Genomic DNA, 18,750 nt, shown 5'->3' on the forward strand with positions numbered 1-18,750 from the left:
TAGGTTCACCACAGCTTTAGAAATTCTTTTGAATTTTTTTCAGCCAGAACGTAATCGTTTGCCTTTGATATCAATCTAAATGAAGCAATGTATGGTCAACGTGTAATAACAGCCAACATGCGATTGTTTAGATCGATTTAAGTCCCCCTACTAAGCTGCAATGTTTCTGGAGAAAGACATGCAAAAGAACACCCTCTGGTTCAATGGCCTATCCATGGATGATGTCGACAAAGTCGGCGGTAAGAATGCTTCACTTGGCGAAATGGTTTCTAACCTAGCAAACGCAGGCGTTTCTGTACCAAATGGTTTTGCGACAACCTCATACGCGTTTAACCAATTCCTTGACCACGAAGGTTTGGATGAGCGTATTCACCAATTACTCGATGAACTAGACGTTGAAGATGTAGAAGCTCTGCGTAAGACAGGTGCAAACATTCGTCAATGGGTATTAGAGGCCCCTTTCCCTGCGGACCTTGAACAAGAAATTCGTGAAAATTACCAAGAACTGATCGAAGGCAATCCTGAGCTTTCAGTCGCAGTTCGTTCATCTGCTACGGCAGAAGACCTACCTGATGCTTCTTTTGCTGGTCAGCAAGAAACGTTTTTGAACGTGAAAGGCATCGACGCAGTACTAGAAGCAACTAAGCACGTTTACGCTTCTCTATTTAACGACCGTGCGATTTCTTACCGCGTTCACCAAGGGTTCGACCACCGTGGCATCTCGCTATCTGCGGGTATCCAACGTATGGTGCGTTCAGATAAAGCCTCGTCGGGTGTTATGTTTACACTAGACACTGAATCGGGTTTCGACCAAGTTGTCTTCATCACCTCTTCATGGGGTCTAGGCGAGATGGTCGTTCAAGGTGCAGTAAACCCTGACGAGTTCTACGTTCACAAGCCAATGCTTGAAGCAGGCGAACACCCAATCGTTAAGAAAACATTTGGTTCTAAGTTGATCAAAATGATCTACTCAGATAACCAAGAAATCGGCAAACAAGTTGATATCGTTGATACTCCTGATGAAGAGCGCAACACGTTCTCATTGAACGACGACGAGATCAAAGAGCTCGCAAAGCAAGCAATGATCATCGAAAAGCACTATCAGCGTCCAATGGACATTGAATGGGCAAAAGATGGCATTGATGGCAAGCTGTACATTGTTCAAGCGCGTCCTGAAACCGTATGTTCGCAAACGGAACAAAATGTGATTGAGCGCTACGAACTACAAAACAAAGCAGATGTTTTGGTTGAAGGTCGTGCAATCGGTCAGCGCATCGGTAAAGGCGTGGTTCGCTTGGTTGACTCTCTGGACCAAATGTCTCTAGTCCAAGAAGGTGACGTGCTAGTTACAGACATGACTGACCCAGATTGGGAACCAGTGATGAAAAAAGCATCTGCAATCGTAACCAACCGTGGTGGCCGTACTTGCCACGCTGCCATCATCGCTCGTGAGCTTGGTATTCCTGCAATCGTTGGCTGTGGCGATGCGACAAGCAAGTTAACCAATGGCGCAACCGTGACCGTATCTTGTTCTGAAGGTGAAACGGGCTACGTTTACCAAGGTGAACTTGAGTTTGACGTAAAACGCTCTTCTGTTGATGAACTGCCACTGCTACCAACAAAAGTGATGATGAACGTGGGTAACCCTGATCGCGCGTTTGACTTCGCGCAAATTCCAAATGAAGGTGTTGGTCTTGCTCGTCTTGAATTCATCATCAATAAGATGATTGGTATCCACCCGAAAGCATTACTTAACTTTGATGCACAAAGCGATGAGCTAAAAGCAGAAATCACTCAGCGTATTCGTGGTTACAAAGATCCTATCGATTTCTACGTAAGCAAACTGACAGAAGGTATCGCAACAATTGCTGCGGCATTTTGGCCGAAACGCGTTATTGTTCGTATGTCTGACTTTAAGTCTAACGAATACAGCAACTTGGTTGGCGGTAAAGCATACGAACCGCATGAAGAAAACCCAATGCTTGGCTTCCGTGGCGCGTCTCGTTACATTTCTCCAGTGTCTGAAGACTGCTTCGAGCTAGAAACTCAAGCAATCAAACGCGTTCGTAACGAAATGGGTCTGAAAAACGTTGAAATCATGATCCCATTTGTGCGTACACCAAGCGAAGCAGCATCAGTGATTGATTTGCTAGCGAAGTTTGATCTGCGCCGTGGCGATCAGGGTCTTAAAGTCATCATGATGTGCGAACTGCCATCCAACGCGGTCCTTGCCGATGAGTTCTTGAAGTACTTTGATGGCTTCTCGATTGGCTCAAACGACATGACTCAGCTAACGCTTGGTCTTGACCGTGACTCTGGCGATGTCGCACATCTATTTGATGAGCGCAACCCAGCGGTTAAGGTGATGCTTCAGATGGCGATTGATGCGGCAACAAAAGCAGGCAAATACGTTGGTATTTGTGGTCAAGGCCCATCAGACCACGACGACCTAGCGGAATGGCTAATGGATCAAGGTATTAGCTCTGTATCACTAAACCCAGATACGGTTATCGATACTTGGTTAAAACTCGGTAAAGTTAGCAGCAAGTAACACACGATAAACTCTAGCCCTCACACTCCCCTTGTGAGGGCTTTGTTATTCACACGTCATTTCACAATCAGTTCGTGATTCCTCTCTCAAGTTCGTCATTTAGTCAATTTCATTATCAAAGTCTGATGACCTAAAATGAATGGTATATCGATAACTCCAGAGAGAATTTGATGAAAAAGCCTATCGCACTCCTTACTACATTGATGCTCCTGGCATCCCCTGCTTATGCCGATTGGGATGAAATTTCCAATAAAATGTCTGAGCTTGGCGACGCAGTTTCTGATACTGCCCAAGATGCTTGGGACGACACCAAAGCGTTTTCAAAACAAGCGTGGCAAGATTTCACGAATTGGTCCGAGGAAGCGATCAATACCGCAGGCGAATGGACAGAAGCCAGCATCGAGAAAAGCAAAGAATGGATAGATGCTGCCGACAAAAAAATTGATGAGCTGATGGAAGGCGATACGCCAGAAGAAGCTCGCCAAGCCGTGGACTTAATGGCAGATAGCGCTTTGCTCAAGTTATTTAATGAAAAGCCGGAGGCAAAAGCTATTTACGACAACGCGTACGGCTACGCGGTCTTTGATTCTCGTAAATTATCTTTGCTGTTTCACACCAACTCAGGGTCAGGAGTCGCAGTGAATAAGGAAACAGAAGAACGCACTTATATGAATATGTTTGGTTTGGGCGTTGCACTTGGGGCTGGCGGCAAATTTTACCAACAAGTGGTTCTGTTTGAGAGCAAAGAAGACTTTGATACGTTCGTCAACGAAGGATGGGAGGCCACAAGTGAAGCCTCTGCTGTTGCGGGCGAAGATTCAGAGCAACTTTCAAAACAATTTAACAGCGGCGTCGCCGTCTATCAGTTGAACGCTAAAGGTTTACTCATCGATGCTAACGTGTCTGGTTCTAAATATTGGGTTAACGAAGAGCTCACTAACTCGCAGTAATGCATAGCAACTAATCGCTTAAATAAAACCGTTGTTATGCACCCTTATCAATAAGTTAACGGGGATATGATTCCTCAAAACTGAGCACTTACGCAACTTTCTCTATGGAAGTCACCAGAAGATGGCGACTTCCCTTTCTCGTTGGATTGCTTTTGGTTATGCTTGCGCAAAACCACCTGCAATTCGGTATCCCATGCCTGACAATAACTTTAATAATCTGCTAGCAGAAGCAATTTCTGCTCTTAACACGCCTAACTTTACTCCTAAACTTATGCGTGTCATTCGCACTCTTTTTCATTTTGATTGCGCAGTTATTTTAGGTTACCGAGAAGGTAAGCATCCTATTTATCTCTACGACTCAATTGAGAACGAGCGAGAGTTACTTTTTCAACGCTACCTTACTGACTCATTTCAAAATGACCCTTTTTTTCTCAAACTAAACGAGACAAAGCAACAAGGCGTATTTACGCTCAAAGACGTGGCGCGTAAAGGCGTTGACTTCACCTCATACTGCGAGCAGTTCTATCATCAAACAGGGTGGAAAGACGAGCTTAGCATGCTAGTCGAAGTTGAATCTGGCCGTTGGGTCATGCTGTACTTCGGATATATGACTGATGGAAAATACTTTTCTCAGCAACAAATCAATAAGCTAAAGCCCTATTTCCCGATAATTCAGTCGCTTTGTCAGCAGCATTGGAAACAAACGGAATTTACCTTTTCTGAGCCTGTTTTTGCACAGAGTGCTTATTCTGGCAGTATGCGATTAGCCATTGAGCAAGCTTTAGCAACGTTTGGCGTAGAATCACTCACCCGTCGCGAACAAGAGGTGGCTTCGCTTCTCGCTCAAGGGTTTGACACCAAAGAAATTGCCGCGCGGTTACACTTAGTTCAAGGCACGGTCAAAAATCATCGAAAGCGAATTTACTCGCAATTAAATGTGTCTTCATTGAGTGAGTTATTCCAGCTTTTCCTCAATCACCTCATTCTCCATTCAAGATAAAAACTGTCCCTTAAGGGATATATCGAGAAAAGGTGTCGCGTTTTAGTCTAAATGTAACAACCACTAAGACAGACAAAAAGAATGACGACACCATTACTGCAAGATTTACAAGATCGTGGCTTGATTGCACAAGCCAGCGATTTGGAAGAAATTCAGACACTTCTCTCACAGCCACAAACCGTTTACTGCGGCTTCGATCCTACAGCTGGCAGCTTGCATATCGGCCACCTCGTGCCTTTGATTATGCTTAAGCGCTTTCAAGATGCCGGACACCAAGCTGTTGCCTTGATTGGCGGTGCAACGGGCATGATTGGCGACCCAAGCTTTAAAGCGACTGAGCGCAGTCTGAACTCAGAGGAAATCGTCTCAGGCTGGGTTAACGATCTTTCTAATCAAATTCAGCAGTTGATGAACCACCAACTGACCAAGCCGATGATCATGGTGAACAACGCTGACTGGATGAAAGCGATCAATGTGATCGACTTCTTCCGCGATGTGGGTAAGCACTTCTCGATCAATACTATGGTCAACCGAGAATCGGTAAAACAACGCCTGCAACGACCTGACCAAGGTATCTCCTTCACCGAATTTAGCTACGCCCTACTGCAATCGTACGATTTTGCCGAGCTAAACCGTCGATACGGTTGCCGTTTGCAAATCGGTGGCAATGACCAATGGGGAAACATCGTCAGCGGGATCGATTTAACTCGCCGTCAAAATGGTGAGCAAGTATTTGGCTTAACTCTGCCGCTGATCACCAAATCCGATGGCACCAAATTTGGCAAAACTGAAGGTGGTGCAGTATGGCTAGATCCAAGCAAGACCTCTCCTTACGCGTTCTACCAGTTCTGGCTTGGCGCAGAAGACGCCGACGTTTACCACTTCTTGCGTTACTACACATTCTTGAGCTGCGAAGAAATTGCCAGCATTGAAGCGCAAGACCAAGCAAGCCAAGGTAAGCCACAAGCACAACGTATTCTCGCTGAAGAAATGACGCGATTTGTTCATGGCGAAGAAGGCCTAGCCAGTGCCGAGCGTATCACTCAAGCTTTATTCAGCGGTAATGTGCAACAACTGAGTTTGGGTGAATTAAAACAGTTGGAGTTGGATGGTTTACCAAGCATTGAGAGCACACAACAAGATTTGGTTGAGCTGTTGATTGAGTCGGGCTTAGCAAGTTCGAAGCGTGTTGCACGCGAACACATCAGCAACAACGCCATCAGTGTAAACGGTGAAAAAGTGGCGGCTGATAACCCGAGTTTAAGCTTCCCACTGTTTGATCAATATTGGTTACTGCAACGCGGTAAAAAGCACTTCTGCCTCGTAAAGCGTGCCGCGTAGCAACACTCGCAGTACAAAACCTATAAAAAAATTCCCCTCACCACTTTCGTGATGAGGGGAATCCAAATTTGAACGATTTTAAGCCTAACAATAGGCAAAGACGTTGCTTATTGCGTTCTTAAACGTTGCCAGTACTTTTCGTAAATCGCTAACGTTTCTGCGCCAACATCATTAATAAACTCGCCTTTTTTCATGTCTTCTGATGAAGGGAAAATAGTACGGTTATTTTTCAACTCTTCTGGCAATTTGTCACGCCCAGCGTTTGTTGCCGACGCATAACCCAAACTGGTCACGATTTCCGCTTGGTTCTCTGATTGGTACATGAAGTTAATAAATTTATGCGCCAATGCTTTGTTTTTACTGCCAGACGGAATAGTGAAGTTGTCCATCCACAATACCGCGCCCTCTTCCGGCATCACGAACTTCAGTTCAGGCATTTCAACCTGCCCTTGGAATGCGTTGCCGTTCCATTGCATGCCGACCGATGTTTCACCGGACACGTAAGGGACTTGCGGCGCATCTGAGTTATACAGTAATACGTTGTTTTTCAGCGCAACTAGAGAATCAAAAGCCTGTTCGATTTCAGCTTCGTCTTTTGTATTCACGCTATGGCCATTTTTCTTAAGTGCCATACCAAACACATCGCGCACGTCATCGATCAACATGACTTGTTGTTCGTATTGAGACTCCCATAAGTCTGCCCATTTGGTCACTGGTTGCTCAACCATGGATTCGTTGTAGCTGATCCCGGTAATGCCCCAAATATAAGGCAGCGAGTAATCATTTTTCGGATCGTGCGCTTGGCCAAGTAAACCGTCCATTGTGTCTTGCATGTTTGGCACTTGAGCGTGATCTATTTTCGAAAGCAGCCCTTCTCGCCCCATTTTTTCAATGAAGTACGCAGAAGCAAAAACCACATCGTAGCCAGAACCTTTTAGCAATTTTAGCTTGGTGTACATTGATTCATTATTCTCAAAGGTCGAATAATTAATCGTAACGCCTTCTTGTTTTTCAAACGCTTTTAACGATGATTCCGGCAAATAGCCACCCCATGCATAAACGTTCAACGTTTTGCTATCTGCATGAGCAAACATGCTGAGCACAAGAGCACTCAGCCCCAATCCTTTGATGATTAATTTCATGGTATGCAATCCAACCAGTCCAGCGACGCGCTGGGATTCGGGTGCATAATTAGGTAATTGTTACCCAATTGAAAGAAAATTTAGTTAATCTTTAACAGCAAAAATATTTATCGAATTTATAAAATTAACGCATGTTTTTAATAGCGACTGTGCATACCAAAATGATGAGACATTCCATCTTCCATTCGACCGCCTTTCCAGCCACCAGAGCCGAGTAAATTAAGCACATCTTGAGCGGTATAATCGGCACCAGAAAAGAAATCATGCGCCACGTCTGAGCGTATTGCTTGCAATTCTGGTTGGTTTTCCAAATCAAGATCTTGCGGATTCGCATACAACGCCAACGCAATTTTTTGTTGGCACGCGCTTAAGCTTAACTCGCTGGTGCTCGTCTTTACCTGACCAACCGAAAAGTACTCACGACTGCCGTATCCCACTATCAATCTGGTACTCATTAGCTTAATCACTTTCTTAATGCGGCGACGTTGTATAAATCTCAACATGTTTTGTTATTCCTGTATTAAGTTGGCTATGTCGTATTCTTTTGTTCGAATTAAAACACTCTGTTTTATCCGCGAAATTTCTCTAGCGCTTTTCGCGATGATCGGTTGTATAATACGATCCTGAAATATTTTGTTACGTTACCTCGGTAACCCCTGAGACTGCAACATGAACAACAGCAGATGGGTCGGCTTTATAGGCGGCACGATTGTCTTACTTAGTACCTTTATCCTCTTCGGATCTTCCGTCCACTCTGCTTGGTACCGAATCCCTGCGGAAGCCATTCATGGTATCGCCTTCACTTTGGCTTTTGGTTTAGGGTTAAACAGCCTGCTGGCGTACGCGACGGCAGTGATTACTCTTGCTGCACTATTCTACATTGGCTTTGTCGTTAGCTATCGGGCCCATCAGAAACTTAAATAAACTTCTGTCTCAACCTGAGCTTAATAACGGATACTTAATAACTAAAAAGGGAGCAAATGCTCCCTTTTTAGTTATCAGCATATAGATGTTCTATGCCCGCTTTAATCATTAAGGTGGTATACCCTCAACGACTGCTGCATACCTGAAACATCATCACCTAAATACTCAACCGTCATTGGAACATTGACCAACAGAGTAAAACTAGAGTCACTGAACCTTCCATCAGCATCACTCTCCAAATGAACAAAAAACGCAGGCTTATCCGCAATCAAAGTAATTTGCCTCCCTTCAATAGAGACACCAATATTGGCTTTCGCTATCGGCAAGGTTTTTAGCTCATGAGTACTAAACCATGTGTTGCTTATTCTGTCTTCACCGATTTGCGCTTCAACATAGAAGAAGCCTGACGTAAGTTCGTCCTTCTCGATCGATTCATCCAATTGCCACAAAATCGTATTGCTGTCTGCTATGACTGTTTGCTCTAAGCTCCAACATTGCTTTTCTTCCCCTTGCCAATCTACCCACTTGAGCAGTGCGTTGACGCTTGCGGACTCTTTGGCATCATTGAGCAAATGTAGGCTCAACTCGCCTGTATGCTCGGAAAATACCAAATACTGCGGCGCAAAAAAGCGTTTTGCATGGTAGTGCAACTGCTTCCATCGACCACTGTATTCCAAACTAGACCAAGAACTGACAGGCCAATTGTCGTTGAGTTGCCAGTACAGCATGCCGCGACAAACTGGAGAAATGGCACGCCAATGATCGCATGCAGTTTTGATCGCGATTGCCTGCTGAACTTGACTTAAATACAGCATGCTCTCAAATCCAGAGGGAAAACGAAAATAGCGCGTGAACATCTCTGTGATAATACTATTACCACGAGGGTTCTTCTGATGTTGTTCGAAAGTTGGGGATGTAATATTCCAGTCTTGCTCAGGGACAAACCGCTTAACTTCAGCAAAAGATGGCCAAGATTGAAAACCAAACTCAGAGCAAAAACGAGGATTCACGTCAAGGTAGACACTGAATGATTTTCCTGAATGCCAAACGTCCCAAAAGTGCATATCGCCTTTACTATCATCATGCCACGCATCACCGAAATCCAGTTCACCATTACACGGGGAACTGGGCCAGAAACGGCGAGTGCTATCTTGCTCGGTAATCTCCTTCTCAATCATGCGGTTGAGGCGATCGTAGTTAACCGTGTATTTGACTTTACTGCGCTTAGATTCGTCATACCAACCAATAGCTCCAATCACTTCATTGTCACCACACCAAAGTGCGATTGATGGGTGCTCTTTGAGCCTCGGGATTTGGAATCTAAGTTCTTCTTCTACGTCTTTTAAAAACTCGTCGTTTGATGGGTACAACGAGCAGGCGAACATCATGTCTTGCCACACCAACAAGCCAAGTTCATCACAAAGGTTATAAAAGGTTTCAGTCTCGTACTGACCACCGCCCCATACGCGAATCATGTTCATGTTGGCATCAACCGCACTTTGCAAAAGGTTGCGATAACGTGTTTCGCACTCTCGCCCCGGCATTGCGTCAATAGGGATCCAGTTGGCACCTTTAGCATTAATAGGTACGCCATTGACGATAAATTCCATTGCAGAGCCGTGCTCATCAGCTTGGTTATTTAGGGTTAACTGACGCAAACCAATGTTGTGCGTTAACTTTTGCTCTCTGCAAGAAATGGTAATGGGATAGAGATACGCTTCGCCATAACCCGATGGCCACCAGCGTTGAGGCTCCAAAATGTGGAACTGGCAATGATAGTGACCACTTCCTTTTGTTTGAATACATTGACGCTCACCATTAAATTCAACCATCATTTCATGGCGTTGACTGTCCGTTTCCACTTCAACTACTACATCAAGAAACACACTCCCATCGGCTTGCCATTGCTGCTCTGTCGAGAAGCCTTTGAGCCAAAGCTCATTCACAATGTCGATTTGAATGGGGTCGTAAATACCCGATACCATCAAGCAAATGCCCCAGTCCCATCCGGAATGGCATTGTGTTTTGCGGATCAAGTTCATGTGTGGAATTTGGTTGTTGCCCATTGCCGATGGAATAGGAAATGGCAGTTTTTTTGCTCTTGCGATACCTTCTAAATCCGCCCGAGCAAACTCAATCCGAATCGTGTTAGTACCTTGCTTTAAATGCGGTTTAATATCCACACGTTGCTGGGTAAACATGTTGCTGCACGTTAGTGCTAGCTCACCATTAACATAGAAGGTTGCCAATGTATCGACACGAGTTAGCGTCATCCAAATTTGCTTGGCAGACAACGTAAACGCGTCGACGTCAAACTCACGTGAGATATGCCACTCACACTCTTCAATCCATCGAACTTTGTTTTCATTATCGGCAAAATAAGGATCTGGAATCTGCTCTGCTTGTAAAAGCGCCGACACATTATCGCCCGGAATAAACATTGGAATTTCAAGATTGGGGCGCTGTGGCGAGGTAAGCATCCACTGCCCGTTAAGTTCGAAGTGAGCCATCGAGTTAAACCTTAGCTTGGGAAAAACATGTTTTCTCAATGTAATCCTGATAAACCCATGCAAAAACAAGGGAAATGTTAATTACATACGAAATGCGGTGCATTTCACGTAAAAACTCTTTCTTTTGATCTCTACCCAAAAATCAGCAACTTGGCTAACCTGTTAAAAATTAATCGAAATCTAAGGTTATATTTGCAACTTCGACATGTTAACATCATCGGCTTTTTGAACATCCTCACACTTTTCGTTGAAACGATGTGAGGGGAAATGCACGGCTTCATAGCCCTAAAAAGCGAAGTAATTATGTCAAATATGACGAATGCCGCCTCCCACACAGCGCCTATTCAGGATGCTGACTATTCTGCTATTCATCCCCCATCTTTACTCAAGCGCCTCGAACTCACCAATCCTGTCTTTTGGTTAAGTGGTAGCTTCCTCACTCTATTCGTTTTACTTGCTCTAACGAATACCGACTCTCTAACCGCAATGGTTAACACCGGCTTCGGCTTTGCTACTAAATATTTCGGAGCTTACTGGCAAGTACTGCTTCTTCTGAATTTCCTAATTGGTTTGGCTCTTGCGTTTGGTCGCACTGGTTATGTGCGCCTAGGTGGTCTAGCGAAACCTGATATTGATAACTTTAAGTGGTTGTCAATCGTACTCTGTACTCTACTTGCAGGTGGTGGTGTGTTCTGGGCCGCTGCTGAGCCTATCGCGCACTTTGTGACTGCTCCGCCTCTATACGGGGAAGCCTCACCGAAAACTGCCGCAATCAATGCCCTATCTCAGTCTTTTATGCACTGGGGCTTCTTAGCTTGGGCGATCCTTGGTGGTCTATCTTCCATTGTCTTAATGCACTTGCATTACGATAAAGGCCTGCCTCTTAAGCCGCGTACTCTGCTTTACCCTGTGTTTGGTGATAAAGCCATTAAAGGCTGGATTGGTGATGTTGCTGACGCATGTAGCATCATTGCAGTAGCAGCAGGAACCATCGGTCCTATCGGCTTCTTAGGTTTACAAATTAGCTACGCGCTGAACTCATTGTTTGGCCTGCCAGATACGTTCGTAACGCAAAGTATGGTTATTATGGCGGCGATCCTGATGTATACCCTTTCCGCACTGAGCGGTTTGAGCAAGGGTATTCAAATCGTCAGTCGTTACAACATCATTTTGTCTGTACTATTAATTGGTTACATCCTGTTCTTCGGGCCGACAAGCTTTATCGTTGATGGCTACGTGCAAGGCGTTGGTCGTATGGTGGATAACTTCTTCCCTATGGCACTTTACCGTGGTGATACAGGCTGGCTAAGTTGGTGGACAGTATTCTTCTGGGGTTGGTTTATCGGTTATGGCCCAATGATGGCGATCTTTATTGCTCGTATCTCTCGTGGTCGTACAATTCGCCAATTAATCATGTCTATTAGCATCGCGGCACCGCTGATTACTTGCTTCTGGTTTAGTATCGTTGGTGGCAGTGGCCTTGCGTTTGAACTTGATAACCCTGGTTTGATTTCATCTGCGTTTGAAGGCTTTAACTTGCCTGCAGCACTGCTAGCGATTACTGGTGAATTACCTTACCCAATGATCATTTCGGTTCTGTTCCTGATCTTAACGACAACATTTATCGTGACGACGGGTGACTCGATGACTTACACAATCAGTGTAGTGATGACGGGCTCAACAGAACCAAACGCAGTGATTCGCTCGTTCTGGGGTCTGATTATGGGTATTGTCGCTATTGCGCTCATCTCAATGGGCTCTGGTGGTATTTCTGCATTGCAGTCTTTCATTGTAATTACTGCCGTACCTGTGTCTTTCATTTTGCTGCCAAGCATTTGGAAAGCACCCGGCATTGCAAGCAGAATGGCGAAAGAGCAAGGCCTCGTTTAAACCGCCTCTCTAACCAATATGCGAAAAAGAGCCCTTCATTGGGCTCTTTTTAATTCTGCGCTTTATCCTACGCTATCAATGCGAATCATCACTGCGTCTGGACGCCAATACTCGAATTCGCAGTCCATTAAATGCCCATCTTGTTTGTAGTTTACCCGCCGAATTTTCAGAACGGGTTGTCCTTCAGCTAGGTTCAACGCCTTAGCGACATGAGCAGGAGCTGACGTGGGAATCACATCAAAACGAGAGCGCTTTGTCTCGTAACCATACTTCTCACGATAAATGCCTGTCAGGGACATGGTGAGGTTCTCAGACAATATACCCTCAAACAGTGCCGCTTTGAGCACGTTCTCAACAAACAATACCGCTCGCCCATCAATAAAACGTAACCGTTCAATTACATAAATTGGGGTAATTCGCTCCACCTCTAACGATTTGGCATACTCACCTGCGGCCATTTCACTTCGCACGTTGAGTAGCTTAGTTTCTGCAATACGATGCTGCTCTCGAATCATCTGATGGAAGTGAGAACGAGACAACGGGTTGTAACAGATACGCTCAGGAGATACATACCAACCCCGGCGCTCTTCTCGATAAATAAGACCTTCCGTTTCCAAAGACACCAACGCATCTTTGATTGTGATTCGAGTCGTAGAAAACAGCTCACTGAGCTCTCTCTCTGACGGCAGTTTTTGTCCTTCCGACATGATGCCGGAAAGAATCTGCTGTTTTAAGCTGCTTCTAATTTTTCCTAATTGGGTACCAAATTGTCCGGTGCCTGTCGCTCTCATTCTGATCTAGTCCAAGGATAATTTGACGAATAACATAAGGCGTTTACGTAACAAAAATATGACATTAATCAACAGAACACATACTGAACGTATGAAATATAAGTGCCATATAAAATCAGCAAAACTGTCAAATTACTTGCGCTAAATCGTCACATTCCATCCATAGCATACAAAGCGAACTTACTGACCTAGTCCAGAAGGATGGAGACAATGAAAACTTTGCTAAGTCGTTCAATTACCGCACCAGCGGCAATCATTGCGGTAACGCTCGCTACGCCAACAGTAGCGAAAGAAGCCGATATTGAATCTTTGGTAGCAGCAGCACAAAAAGAAGGGGCGGTTTACAGTGTGGGTATGCCTGACAGTTGGGCAAACTGGAAAGACACTTGGGCTGATTTAAAGTCAAATTACAACCTTAAGCACCAAGACACGGATATGAGCTCGGCTCAAGAAATCGCAAAATTCGAAGCTGAGAAGAAAAACGCGACCGCAGACATTGGTGACGTAGGCTTTGCCTTCGCACGTGTAGCGGTTAAAAAAGGCGTCACTCAGCCATATAAACCAACAACTTGGAATGACATCCCAGATTGGGCAAAAGACGAAGATGGTCATTGGGCACTTGCTTACACTGGCACTATTTCTTTTATCTCCAACAATAACCTCGTAAAAGACGCGCCAAAAACGTGGGATGACCTATTAAAAGGCGACTACAAAGTGACCGTAGGTGACGTAGGCGTAGCAGCACAGGCAAACAACGCGGTTCTCGCCGCAGCGTTCGCCAACGGTGGGGACGAATCCAACCTCAAGCCTGCGCTCAAATTCTTTTCTGAACTCGCGAAGCAAGGTCGTCTTTCATTTACCGATCCGAACATCGCCAACCTAGAAAAAGGCGAAGTGGAAGTGGCGATCATGTGGGACTTCAATGCATTGAACTACCGCGACAAAATTGACCGCGACCGCTTTACAGTGAGCATTCCTCAAGATGGCTCTGTGATTTCTGGTTATACAACCATAATCAATAAATACGCGAAGAACCCTAATGCAGCAAAGCTTGCTCGTGAATACATCTTCAGCGATCAAGGGCAAATCAACTTAGCAGAAGGTTATGCGCGTCCAATCCGCACCAACATCACACTGCCTCAAGCAGTGCAAGACAAGCTAATTGCTAATGACCAATACAGCAATGTACACCCAGTGACTGACTTCTCAGCTTGGGAAAAGTCCGCACGTAAGCTGCCACGTCAATGGCAAGAAAGTGTCTTAATCCACCAGCAATAAGAGTAAGTCGTTATGAGCAATAAGGTCATCCTTGTTGTTCTAGATGGACTGAACTATCAGGTAGCCCGTGATTGCATGGGCTACCTCAATGGTCTTCTAGAACAAAGTCGTTCCCAACAAGAAACTCGCGCAACGCTTTATCCTGTGCAGTGTGAGCTGCCCTCTATGTCTCGCCCACTTTATGAGTGCATTTTAACGGGCGTTCGCCCTGTAGAAAGCGGCATCGTAAACAACAATATCGTTCGTCTATCCAAACACGATTCCATTTTCAGTTTGGCAAAAGCCCAAGGAAAAGTGACCGCTGCGGCTGCCTACCACTGGGTAAGTGAGCTTTATAATCGCGCGCCATTTGAACCTGTTCGCGATCGTTTCACGCATGATGAAACCCTGAATATCCAGCACGGCTGCTTTTACCATTGGGATCATTATCCTGATGAAGCCTTGTTCCTGGACGCAGAGTATTTACGCCGCAACTATCAACCTGATTTCTTATTGATCCATCCGATGAATATCGACGATACAGGACATAAGTTTGGCCTAGACTCTCGCCAATACCGCAATTGTGCGCGAGGTGCAGACATTATTCTTTCCAACTACATCGATCAATGGCTTGCTGATGGGTATCAAATCATTGTGACCAGCGATCATGGCATGAACAACGATCTTTCTCACGGTGGGATTTTACCTGAAGAACGAGAAGTTCCCCTGTTTGTCATTGGTGATAAGTTTACCCATCAAGATTGTCATATTAAGCAAACTGATATTTGTGGCACCGTTTGTCAATTGCTAAACCTTGACCACACGAAGCCATACACTCAGGAATTGTTAGCACTATGAGCAGTTCAGTCCTCTCCCCAAGCTCTAGCGAATCACGTTCAAATTTGGCAAGTACTTGGTTAAAGCGCTTTAAGCCAGCCATTTGGTTGGCACCTTTCGCACTGTTTTTCTATCTATTTCAACTCGCACCGATGATTTGGGTGCTGTTAAACAGCTTTATCTACGATGGCGAGTTTGCCTTCGATAACTACATTGAAGTGCTCGACTCCGCCTTTATGATGCAGGCGTTTGGCAACAGTTTGTGGTTAGCTGTGTGGTCGAGCATTTTTGGCTTAGCCATTGCGACTCTGTTGGTCTCTTCTCTACGCAGAGTCGATTCTAAAGTCCGCGACGGTGTGATTGCGTTTACGAACATGAGCAGCAACTTTGCAGGCGTACCTCTGTCATTCGCTTTTATCATTATTTTGGGCACCAATGGGGCGATTACCCTTTTGCTCAAGCAGTATGGCTTACTCGGTGATTTCGACCTTTATGGTAAATGGGGTCTGCTGGCCATTTACATCTACTTCCAAATCCCGCTGGCGGTGTTGTTGCTCTACCCTGCGTTCGATGCGTTGAGTGATGATTGGCAAGCAGCTGCTGCGCTACTGGGAGCCAAAACATCACAGTATTGGGCGAAAATCGCGCTGCCAGTGCTCTCACCAGCCTTATTCGGTACCTTTATTATCTTAATAGCCAACGCAATCGGCGCATATGCGAGTGTTTATGCGTTGACCTCCGGTAACTATAACGTCATCACAATTCGAATTGCGAGTCTGGTATCGGGAGACCTGTTCCTTGAACCTAATCTCGCCGCTGCAATTTCGGTGGTTCTAATGGTGTTACTTGCCTTTATCACATTGATTAACCAATGGCTCATTTCGAAAAGCTATGCAGGTAGGAAGTAGTCATGCACAACGTTAATACTCGATTCCATAAAACAGTGGTTTATTCCATTGTTGGGATCATGCTCATCCCGATTTTAGCGACCTTTGTCTATTCGCTTTCATCACGCTGGGGGGCCACGGTGCTTCCAGATGGTTTCACTTTTGATTGGTACGTTAAATTGCTGACCGACCCACGCTTTTTGCAAGCGTTTGGGCGTTCGCTGTTTATTTGTATTGCTTCGCTAACCCTCAGTGTGCTTCTGGTTCTGCCAGCGATATTCGTGGTGTTTTACTACTTTCCGAAGCTCGATAAGCTCATGAACGTATTGATTTTGCTACCATTCGCTGTACCACCAGTGGTGTCCTCCGTCGGCTTGCTTCAACTTTATGCTGACAGTGAAATCTCCCTTATCGGTACTCCTTGGATTCTAGTAGGTACTTACTTCACCATCGCGTTACCGTTCATGTATCGTGCGATTTCTAATAGCTTCGAAGCAATTAACCTTAACGATTTAATGGACGCTGCACACTTGCTAGGGGCAAGCACAACCAAAGCGTTTTTGATGGTCATTTTACCTAACCTCAAAAAAGGACTGATGGCATCGCTTTTCCTTTCATTTTCATTTCTATTGGGAGAGTTTGTGTTCGCCAATATTTTAGTCGGCACACGTTATGAAACCCTGCAAATCTACTTGTATAACATGCGTCAGACGAGCGGCCACTTTACGTCTGCCTTAGTGATGACCTACTTCCTATTTATTTTTTTACTGACTTGGTTGGCAAGTCGTTTCAGCCGAGGAGTCAAACAATGAGCTACGTAACAGCGAAAAATCTGACTAAACGTTTTGGTGATAACACCGTATTTGAGGACATTCACTTTAACATCGAGCAAGGTGAATTCATTACGCTTTTGGGCCCTAGCGGTTGTGGTAAATCGACACTACTTCGCAGCCTTGCTGGGCTTAACCCTGTCGATGGAGGCGAGATTTGGGTAAACGGAGAAGATATCACGCATCAAGTCCCGCAAGAGCGTGGTATTGGGATGGTCTTTCAATCGTATGCGCTGTTTCCCAATATGACCGTCGAAGGCAACATTGCATTTGGCTTAAAAATGAAAAAGCTTGCGAATGATGATATTCGACGTGAAGTGGCTAAAGTCATCAAACTGGTGGATCTGGCAGGTAAAGAAAAACACTATCCGCATCAACTTTCTGGCGGTCAGCGCCAGCGTGTCGCACTCGCTCGAGCGTTGGTGGTGAAACCTCGCATATTATTGCTTGATGAACCACTTTCTGCGCTTGATGCCAAAATCCGCAAACACCTTCGTCAGCAAATCCGAGACATTCAGAAAGAGATGAATCTCACCACTATCTTCGTAACTCATGACCAAGAAGAGGCGATGATTATGTCTGATCGTATCTTCCTAATGAGTAAAGGGGAAATTGTTCAAGCAGGAACACCTGAAGAAATTTATACTCATCCTGCTAACGAGTTTGTGGCCGGTTTCATGGGGCACTACAACCTTGTAGAGGCCAATAAAGCCAAGCAACTCTTCAACATTGATACCGAATGGAAAGTAGCGATTCGCCCAGAGTCTATATATGTAAAAGAGCAAGGTCGTCAATATGATAGCCACATCTCAGCGCCACAAGTAGGTACGATCACCAACCACCAGCTTCTAGGTAATGTTATTCGCTATCAAGTGAACGTTGAAGAGTGTGAGCTCACTGTTGACTTGCTTAACCGCTCTTCAGAACGCTTACTAGCGAATGGCAGCCAACTAGAGCTACTCTTTAACCTAAACGAAATTCAACCAGTGAGAGCCTAAACATGTCCAAACCTTTGTATGTTTTTGATATGGATGAAACCCTAATAAACGCTGACTGCGCAATGATTTGGAACGAGTTTATGGTTGAGAGAGGCATCGCGACTGATCCTTTATTTATTAAGGAAGATCAGCGTCTAATGGCCTTGTACTCTGAAGGCAAAATGGACATGGAAGACTATCTCGCGTTCTCCATGAAGCCACTAGAAAACATGCCGATTGAAGAAGTAAACACCTTGGTTGAAGAATGTGTTGAAAGCCATATTCTGGCTAAACAGTTTCCTCAAGCCAAAACCCTGATTGAGCAACTGTCTCGTGATGGTATAGATATGGTTATCATCTCTGCCAGCGTCACTTTTTTGGTGGAAGCCGTTGGTCGCCGTCTTAATATTCCAACCGCACTCGGAATTGATTTAATCGAGAAAAACAACCGTTATACTGCTGAAATCGACGGTATCCCGAGTTATCGTGAAGGCAAAGTCACGCGATTAAAACAGTGGCTAGAAAATCAGCCTGAGCCTTATTCCGAAATCCATTTCTATACCGATTCAATCAACGATTTACCGCTTTGTGAATACGCGAACTACGCTTATCTGGTAAATCCATGCCCACAACTAAAAGAACACGCCAACAGACCGAATTGGAGTGTGTTAAGTTGGGGGTGATATAGCCTCACAAGACCGTTCTTCCTAAGTAAATACTTTTCTATTTGTTCAAAGAGCAGTTCTTTCTGCTCTTTTTTACTTCTCTTCATCACAAATTAATCACTTGATTAAATACTGATTAATTTTTCACATGTCGCATGAGAAATCAGCGTCTTATAATTAATCAAATGTTTAATATTT

General features: G+C 44.9%; 16 protein-coding genes. 12 read left to right on the forward strand and 4 right to left on the reverse strand.

Features of this window, described 5'->3' with window-relative positions; all coding sequences use genetic code 11:
* The first annotated feature begins 178 nt into the window (after window positions 1-178).
* The 4 genes from ppsA to tyrS all read left to right on the forward strand — a co-directional run bounded on the left by ppsA (window position 179) and on the right by tyrS (window position 5,842).
* Window positions 179-2,551, forward strand: coding sequence for a phosphoenolpyruvate synthase (gene ppsA / locus R7041_RS12205; RefSeq protein WP_206949434.1), 2,373 nt, complete (start codon window positions 179-181; stop codon window positions 2,549-2,551).
* Between the two features lie 170 nt (window positions 2,552-2,721).
* A complete protein-coding gene (locus tag R7041_RS12210) occupies window positions 2,722-3,501 on the forward strand; it encodes a hypothetical protein (protein ID WP_005373824.1) in 780 nt (259 codons plus the stop codon).
* Between the two features lie 193 nt (window positions 3,502-3,694).
* Window positions 3,695-4,501 carry a response regulator transcription factor gene (locus R7041_RS12215; protein ID WP_021707696.1) on the forward strand — a complete coding sequence of 269 codons (807 nt, stop codon included), beginning with the start codon at window positions 3,695-3,697 and terminating at the stop codon, window positions 4,499-4,501.
* An 81-nt stretch (window positions 4,502-4,582) separates the two neighbouring features.
* On the forward strand, window positions 4,583-5,842 hold the full coding sequence (gene tyrS / locus R7041_RS12220; protein WP_053304596.1) for a tyrosine--tRNA ligase: 1,260 nt from the start codon (window positions 4,583-4,585) through the stop codon (window positions 5,840-5,842).
* A 107-nt stretch (window positions 5,843-5,949) separates the two neighbouring features.
* Here the strand turns inward: tyrS and R7041_RS12225 are convergent, their stop codons facing one another.
* Window positions 5,950-6,984 carry an ABC transporter substrate-binding protein gene (locus R7041_RS12225; protein ID WP_064369399.1) on the reverse strand — a complete coding sequence of 345 codons (1,035 nt, stop codon included), beginning with the start codon at window positions 6,982-6,984 and terminating at the stop codon, window positions 5,950-5,952.
* Between the two features lie 137 nt (window positions 6,985-7,121).
* The gene (locus R7041_RS12230) at window positions 7,122-7,487 is read right to left on the reverse strand and encodes a DUF6559 family protein (protein ID WP_054576155.1); all 366 of its coding nucleotides are present in this window, start codon (window positions 7,485-7,487) and stop codon (window positions 7,122-7,124) included.
* 166 nt (window positions 7,488-7,653) lie between these two features.
* Here R7041_RS12230 and R7041_RS12235 point away from each other — a divergent pair, with 166 nt between their 5' ends.
* Window positions 7,654-7,908, forward strand: a complete 255-nt coding sequence (locus R7041_RS12235; RefSeq protein ID WP_064369400.1) for a hypothetical protein — start codon at window positions 7,654-7,656, stop codon at window positions 7,906-7,908.
* Between the two features lie 101 nt (window positions 7,909-8,009).
* On the opposite strand, the gene R7041_RS12240 is transcribed toward R7041_RS12235, so the two are convergent.
* Window positions 8,010-10,418 carry a beta-mannosidase gene (locus R7041_RS12240; protein WP_206949436.1) on the reverse strand — a complete coding sequence of 803 codons (2,409 nt, stop codon included), beginning with the start codon at window positions 10,416-10,418 and terminating at the stop codon, window positions 8,010-8,012.
* Between the two features lie 303 nt (window positions 10,419-10,721).
* Here R7041_RS12240 and R7041_RS12245 point away from each other — a divergent pair, with 303 nt between their 5' ends.
* Window positions 10,722-12,308, forward strand: coding sequence for a BCCT family transporter (locus tag R7041_RS12245; RefSeq protein ID WP_005373846.1), 1,587 nt, complete (start codon window positions 10,722-10,724; stop codon window positions 12,306-12,308).
* A 62-nt stretch (window positions 12,309-12,370) separates the two neighbouring features.
* Here the strand turns inward: R7041_RS12245 and R7041_RS12250 are convergent, their stop codons facing one another.
* The gene (locus R7041_RS12250; RefSeq protein ID WP_005387087.1) at window positions 12,371-13,099 is read right to left on the reverse strand and encodes a UTRA domain-containing protein; all 729 of its coding nucleotides are present in this window, start codon (window positions 13,097-13,099) and stop codon (window positions 12,371-12,373) included.
* 210 nt (window positions 13,100-13,309) lie between these two features.
* Here R7041_RS12250 and R7041_RS12255 point away from each other — a divergent pair, with 210 nt between their 5' ends.
* The 6 genes from R7041_RS12255 to R7041_RS12280 are packed head-to-tail and all read left to right on the forward strand — an operon-like array spanning window position 13,310 to window position 18,570.
* A complete protein-coding gene (locus R7041_RS12255) occupies window positions 13,310-14,377 on the forward strand; it encodes an ABC transporter substrate-binding protein (protein WP_005373851.1) in 1,068 nt (355 codons plus the stop codon).
* Between the two features lie 12 nt (window positions 14,378-14,389).
* Complete coding sequence (locus R7041_RS12260) at window positions 14,390-15,214, forward strand: alkaline phosphatase family protein (RefSeq protein WP_005373854.1); 825 nt, start codon at window positions 14,390-14,392, stop codon at window positions 15,212-15,214.
* On the forward strand, window positions 15,211-16,101 hold the full coding sequence (locus tag R7041_RS12265; protein WP_158159465.1) for an ABC transporter permease: 891 nt from the start codon (window positions 15,211-15,213) through the stop codon (window positions 16,099-16,101). The genes R7041_RS12260 and R7041_RS12265 overlap by 4 nt, the downstream gene beginning before the upstream one ends.
* Before the next feature lie 2 nt (window positions 16,102-16,103).
* Window positions 16,104-16,892 carry an ABC transporter permease gene (locus R7041_RS12270; RefSeq protein ID WP_065969830.1) on the forward strand — a complete coding sequence of 263 codons (789 nt, stop codon included), beginning with the start codon at window positions 16,104-16,106 and terminating at the stop codon, window positions 16,890-16,892.
* Entirely contained in the window at window positions 16,889-17,908 is a 1,020-nt protein-coding gene (locus tag R7041_RS12275) for an ABC transporter ATP-binding protein (protein WP_005373862.1), read from the forward strand. The genes R7041_RS12270 and R7041_RS12275 overlap by 4 nt, the downstream gene beginning before the upstream one ends.
* Before the next feature lie 2 nt (window positions 17,909-17,910).
* A complete protein-coding gene (locus R7041_RS12280) occupies window positions 17,911-18,570 on the forward strand; it encodes an HAD family hydrolase (protein ID WP_171342642.1) in 660 nt (219 codons plus the stop codon).
* Window positions 18,571-18,750 lie beyond the last annotated feature (180 nt).

The organism is Vibrio sp. 1751 (assembly GCF_033339895.1).
GTDB classification, from domain to species: domain Bacteria; phylum Pseudomonadota; class Gammaproteobacteria; order Enterobacterales; family Vibrionaceae; genus Vibrio; species Vibrio alginolyticus.

What these genes read in the sequence shown, in the direction of transcription:
- R7041_RS12230 (WP_054576155.1), bottom strand. Translation starts at nt 7,487, where the DNA reads ATGTTGAGATTTATACAACGTCGCCGCATTAAGAAAGTGATTAAGCTA.
- R7041_RS12245 (WP_005373846.1), top strand. Translation starts at nt 10,722, where the DNA reads ATGTCAAATATGACGAATGCCGCCTCCCACACAGCGCCTATTCAGGAT.
- R7041_RS12265 (WP_158159465.1), top strand. Translation starts at nt 15,211, where the DNA reads ATGAGCAGTTCAGTCCTCTCCCCAAGCTCTAGCGAATCACGTTCAAAT.
- R7041_RS12275 (WP_005373862.1), top strand. Translation starts at nt 16,889, where the DNA reads ATGAGCTACGTAACAGCGAAAAATCTGACTAAACGTTTTGGTGATAAC.
- R7041_RS12270 (WP_065969830.1), top strand. Translation starts at nt 16,104, where the DNA reads ATGCACAACGTTAATACTCGATTCCATAAAACAGTGGTTTATTCCATT.
- ppsA (WP_206949434.1), top strand. Translation starts at nt 179, where the DNA reads ATGCAAAAGAACACCCTCTGGTTCAATGGCCTATCCATGGATGATGTC.
- R7041_RS12255 (WP_005373851.1), top strand. Translation starts at nt 13,310, where the DNA reads ATGAAAACTTTGCTAAGTCGTTCAATTACCGCACCAGCGGCAATCATT.
- R7041_RS12210 (WP_005373824.1), top strand. Translation starts at nt 2,722, where the DNA reads ATGAAAAAGCCTATCGCACTCCTTACTACATTGATGCTCCTGGCATCC.
- R7041_RS12225 (WP_064369399.1), bottom strand. Translation starts at nt 6,984, where the DNA reads ATGAAATTAATCATCAAAGGATTGGGGCTGAGTGCTCTTGTGCTCAGC.
- R7041_RS12240 (WP_206949436.1), bottom strand. Translation starts at nt 10,418, where the DNA reads ATGGCTCACTTCGAACTTAACGGGCAGTGGATGCTTACCTCGCCACAG.
- R7041_RS12235 (WP_064369400.1), top strand. Translation starts at nt 7,654, where the DNA reads ATGAACAACAGCAGATGGGTCGGCTTTATAGGCGGCACGATTGTCTTA.
- R7041_RS12250 (WP_005387087.1), bottom strand. Translation starts at nt 13,099, where the DNA reads ATGAGAGCGACAGGCACCGGACAATTTGGTACCCAATTAGGAAAAATT.
- R7041_RS12215 (WP_021707696.1), top strand. Translation starts at nt 3,695, where the DNA reads ATGCCTGACAATAACTTTAATAATCTGCTAGCAGAAGCAATTTCTGCT.
- R7041_RS12260 (WP_005373854.1), top strand. Translation starts at nt 14,390, where the DNA reads ATGAGCAATAAGGTCATCCTTGTTGTTCTAGATGGACTGAACTATCAG.
- tyrS (WP_053304596.1), top strand. Translation starts at nt 4,583, where the DNA reads ATGACGACACCATTACTGCAAGATTTACAAGATCGTGGCTTGATTGCA.
- R7041_RS12280 (WP_171342642.1), top strand. Translation starts at nt 17,911, where the DNA reads ATGTCCAAACCTTTGTATGTTTTTGATATGGATGAAACCCTAATAAAC.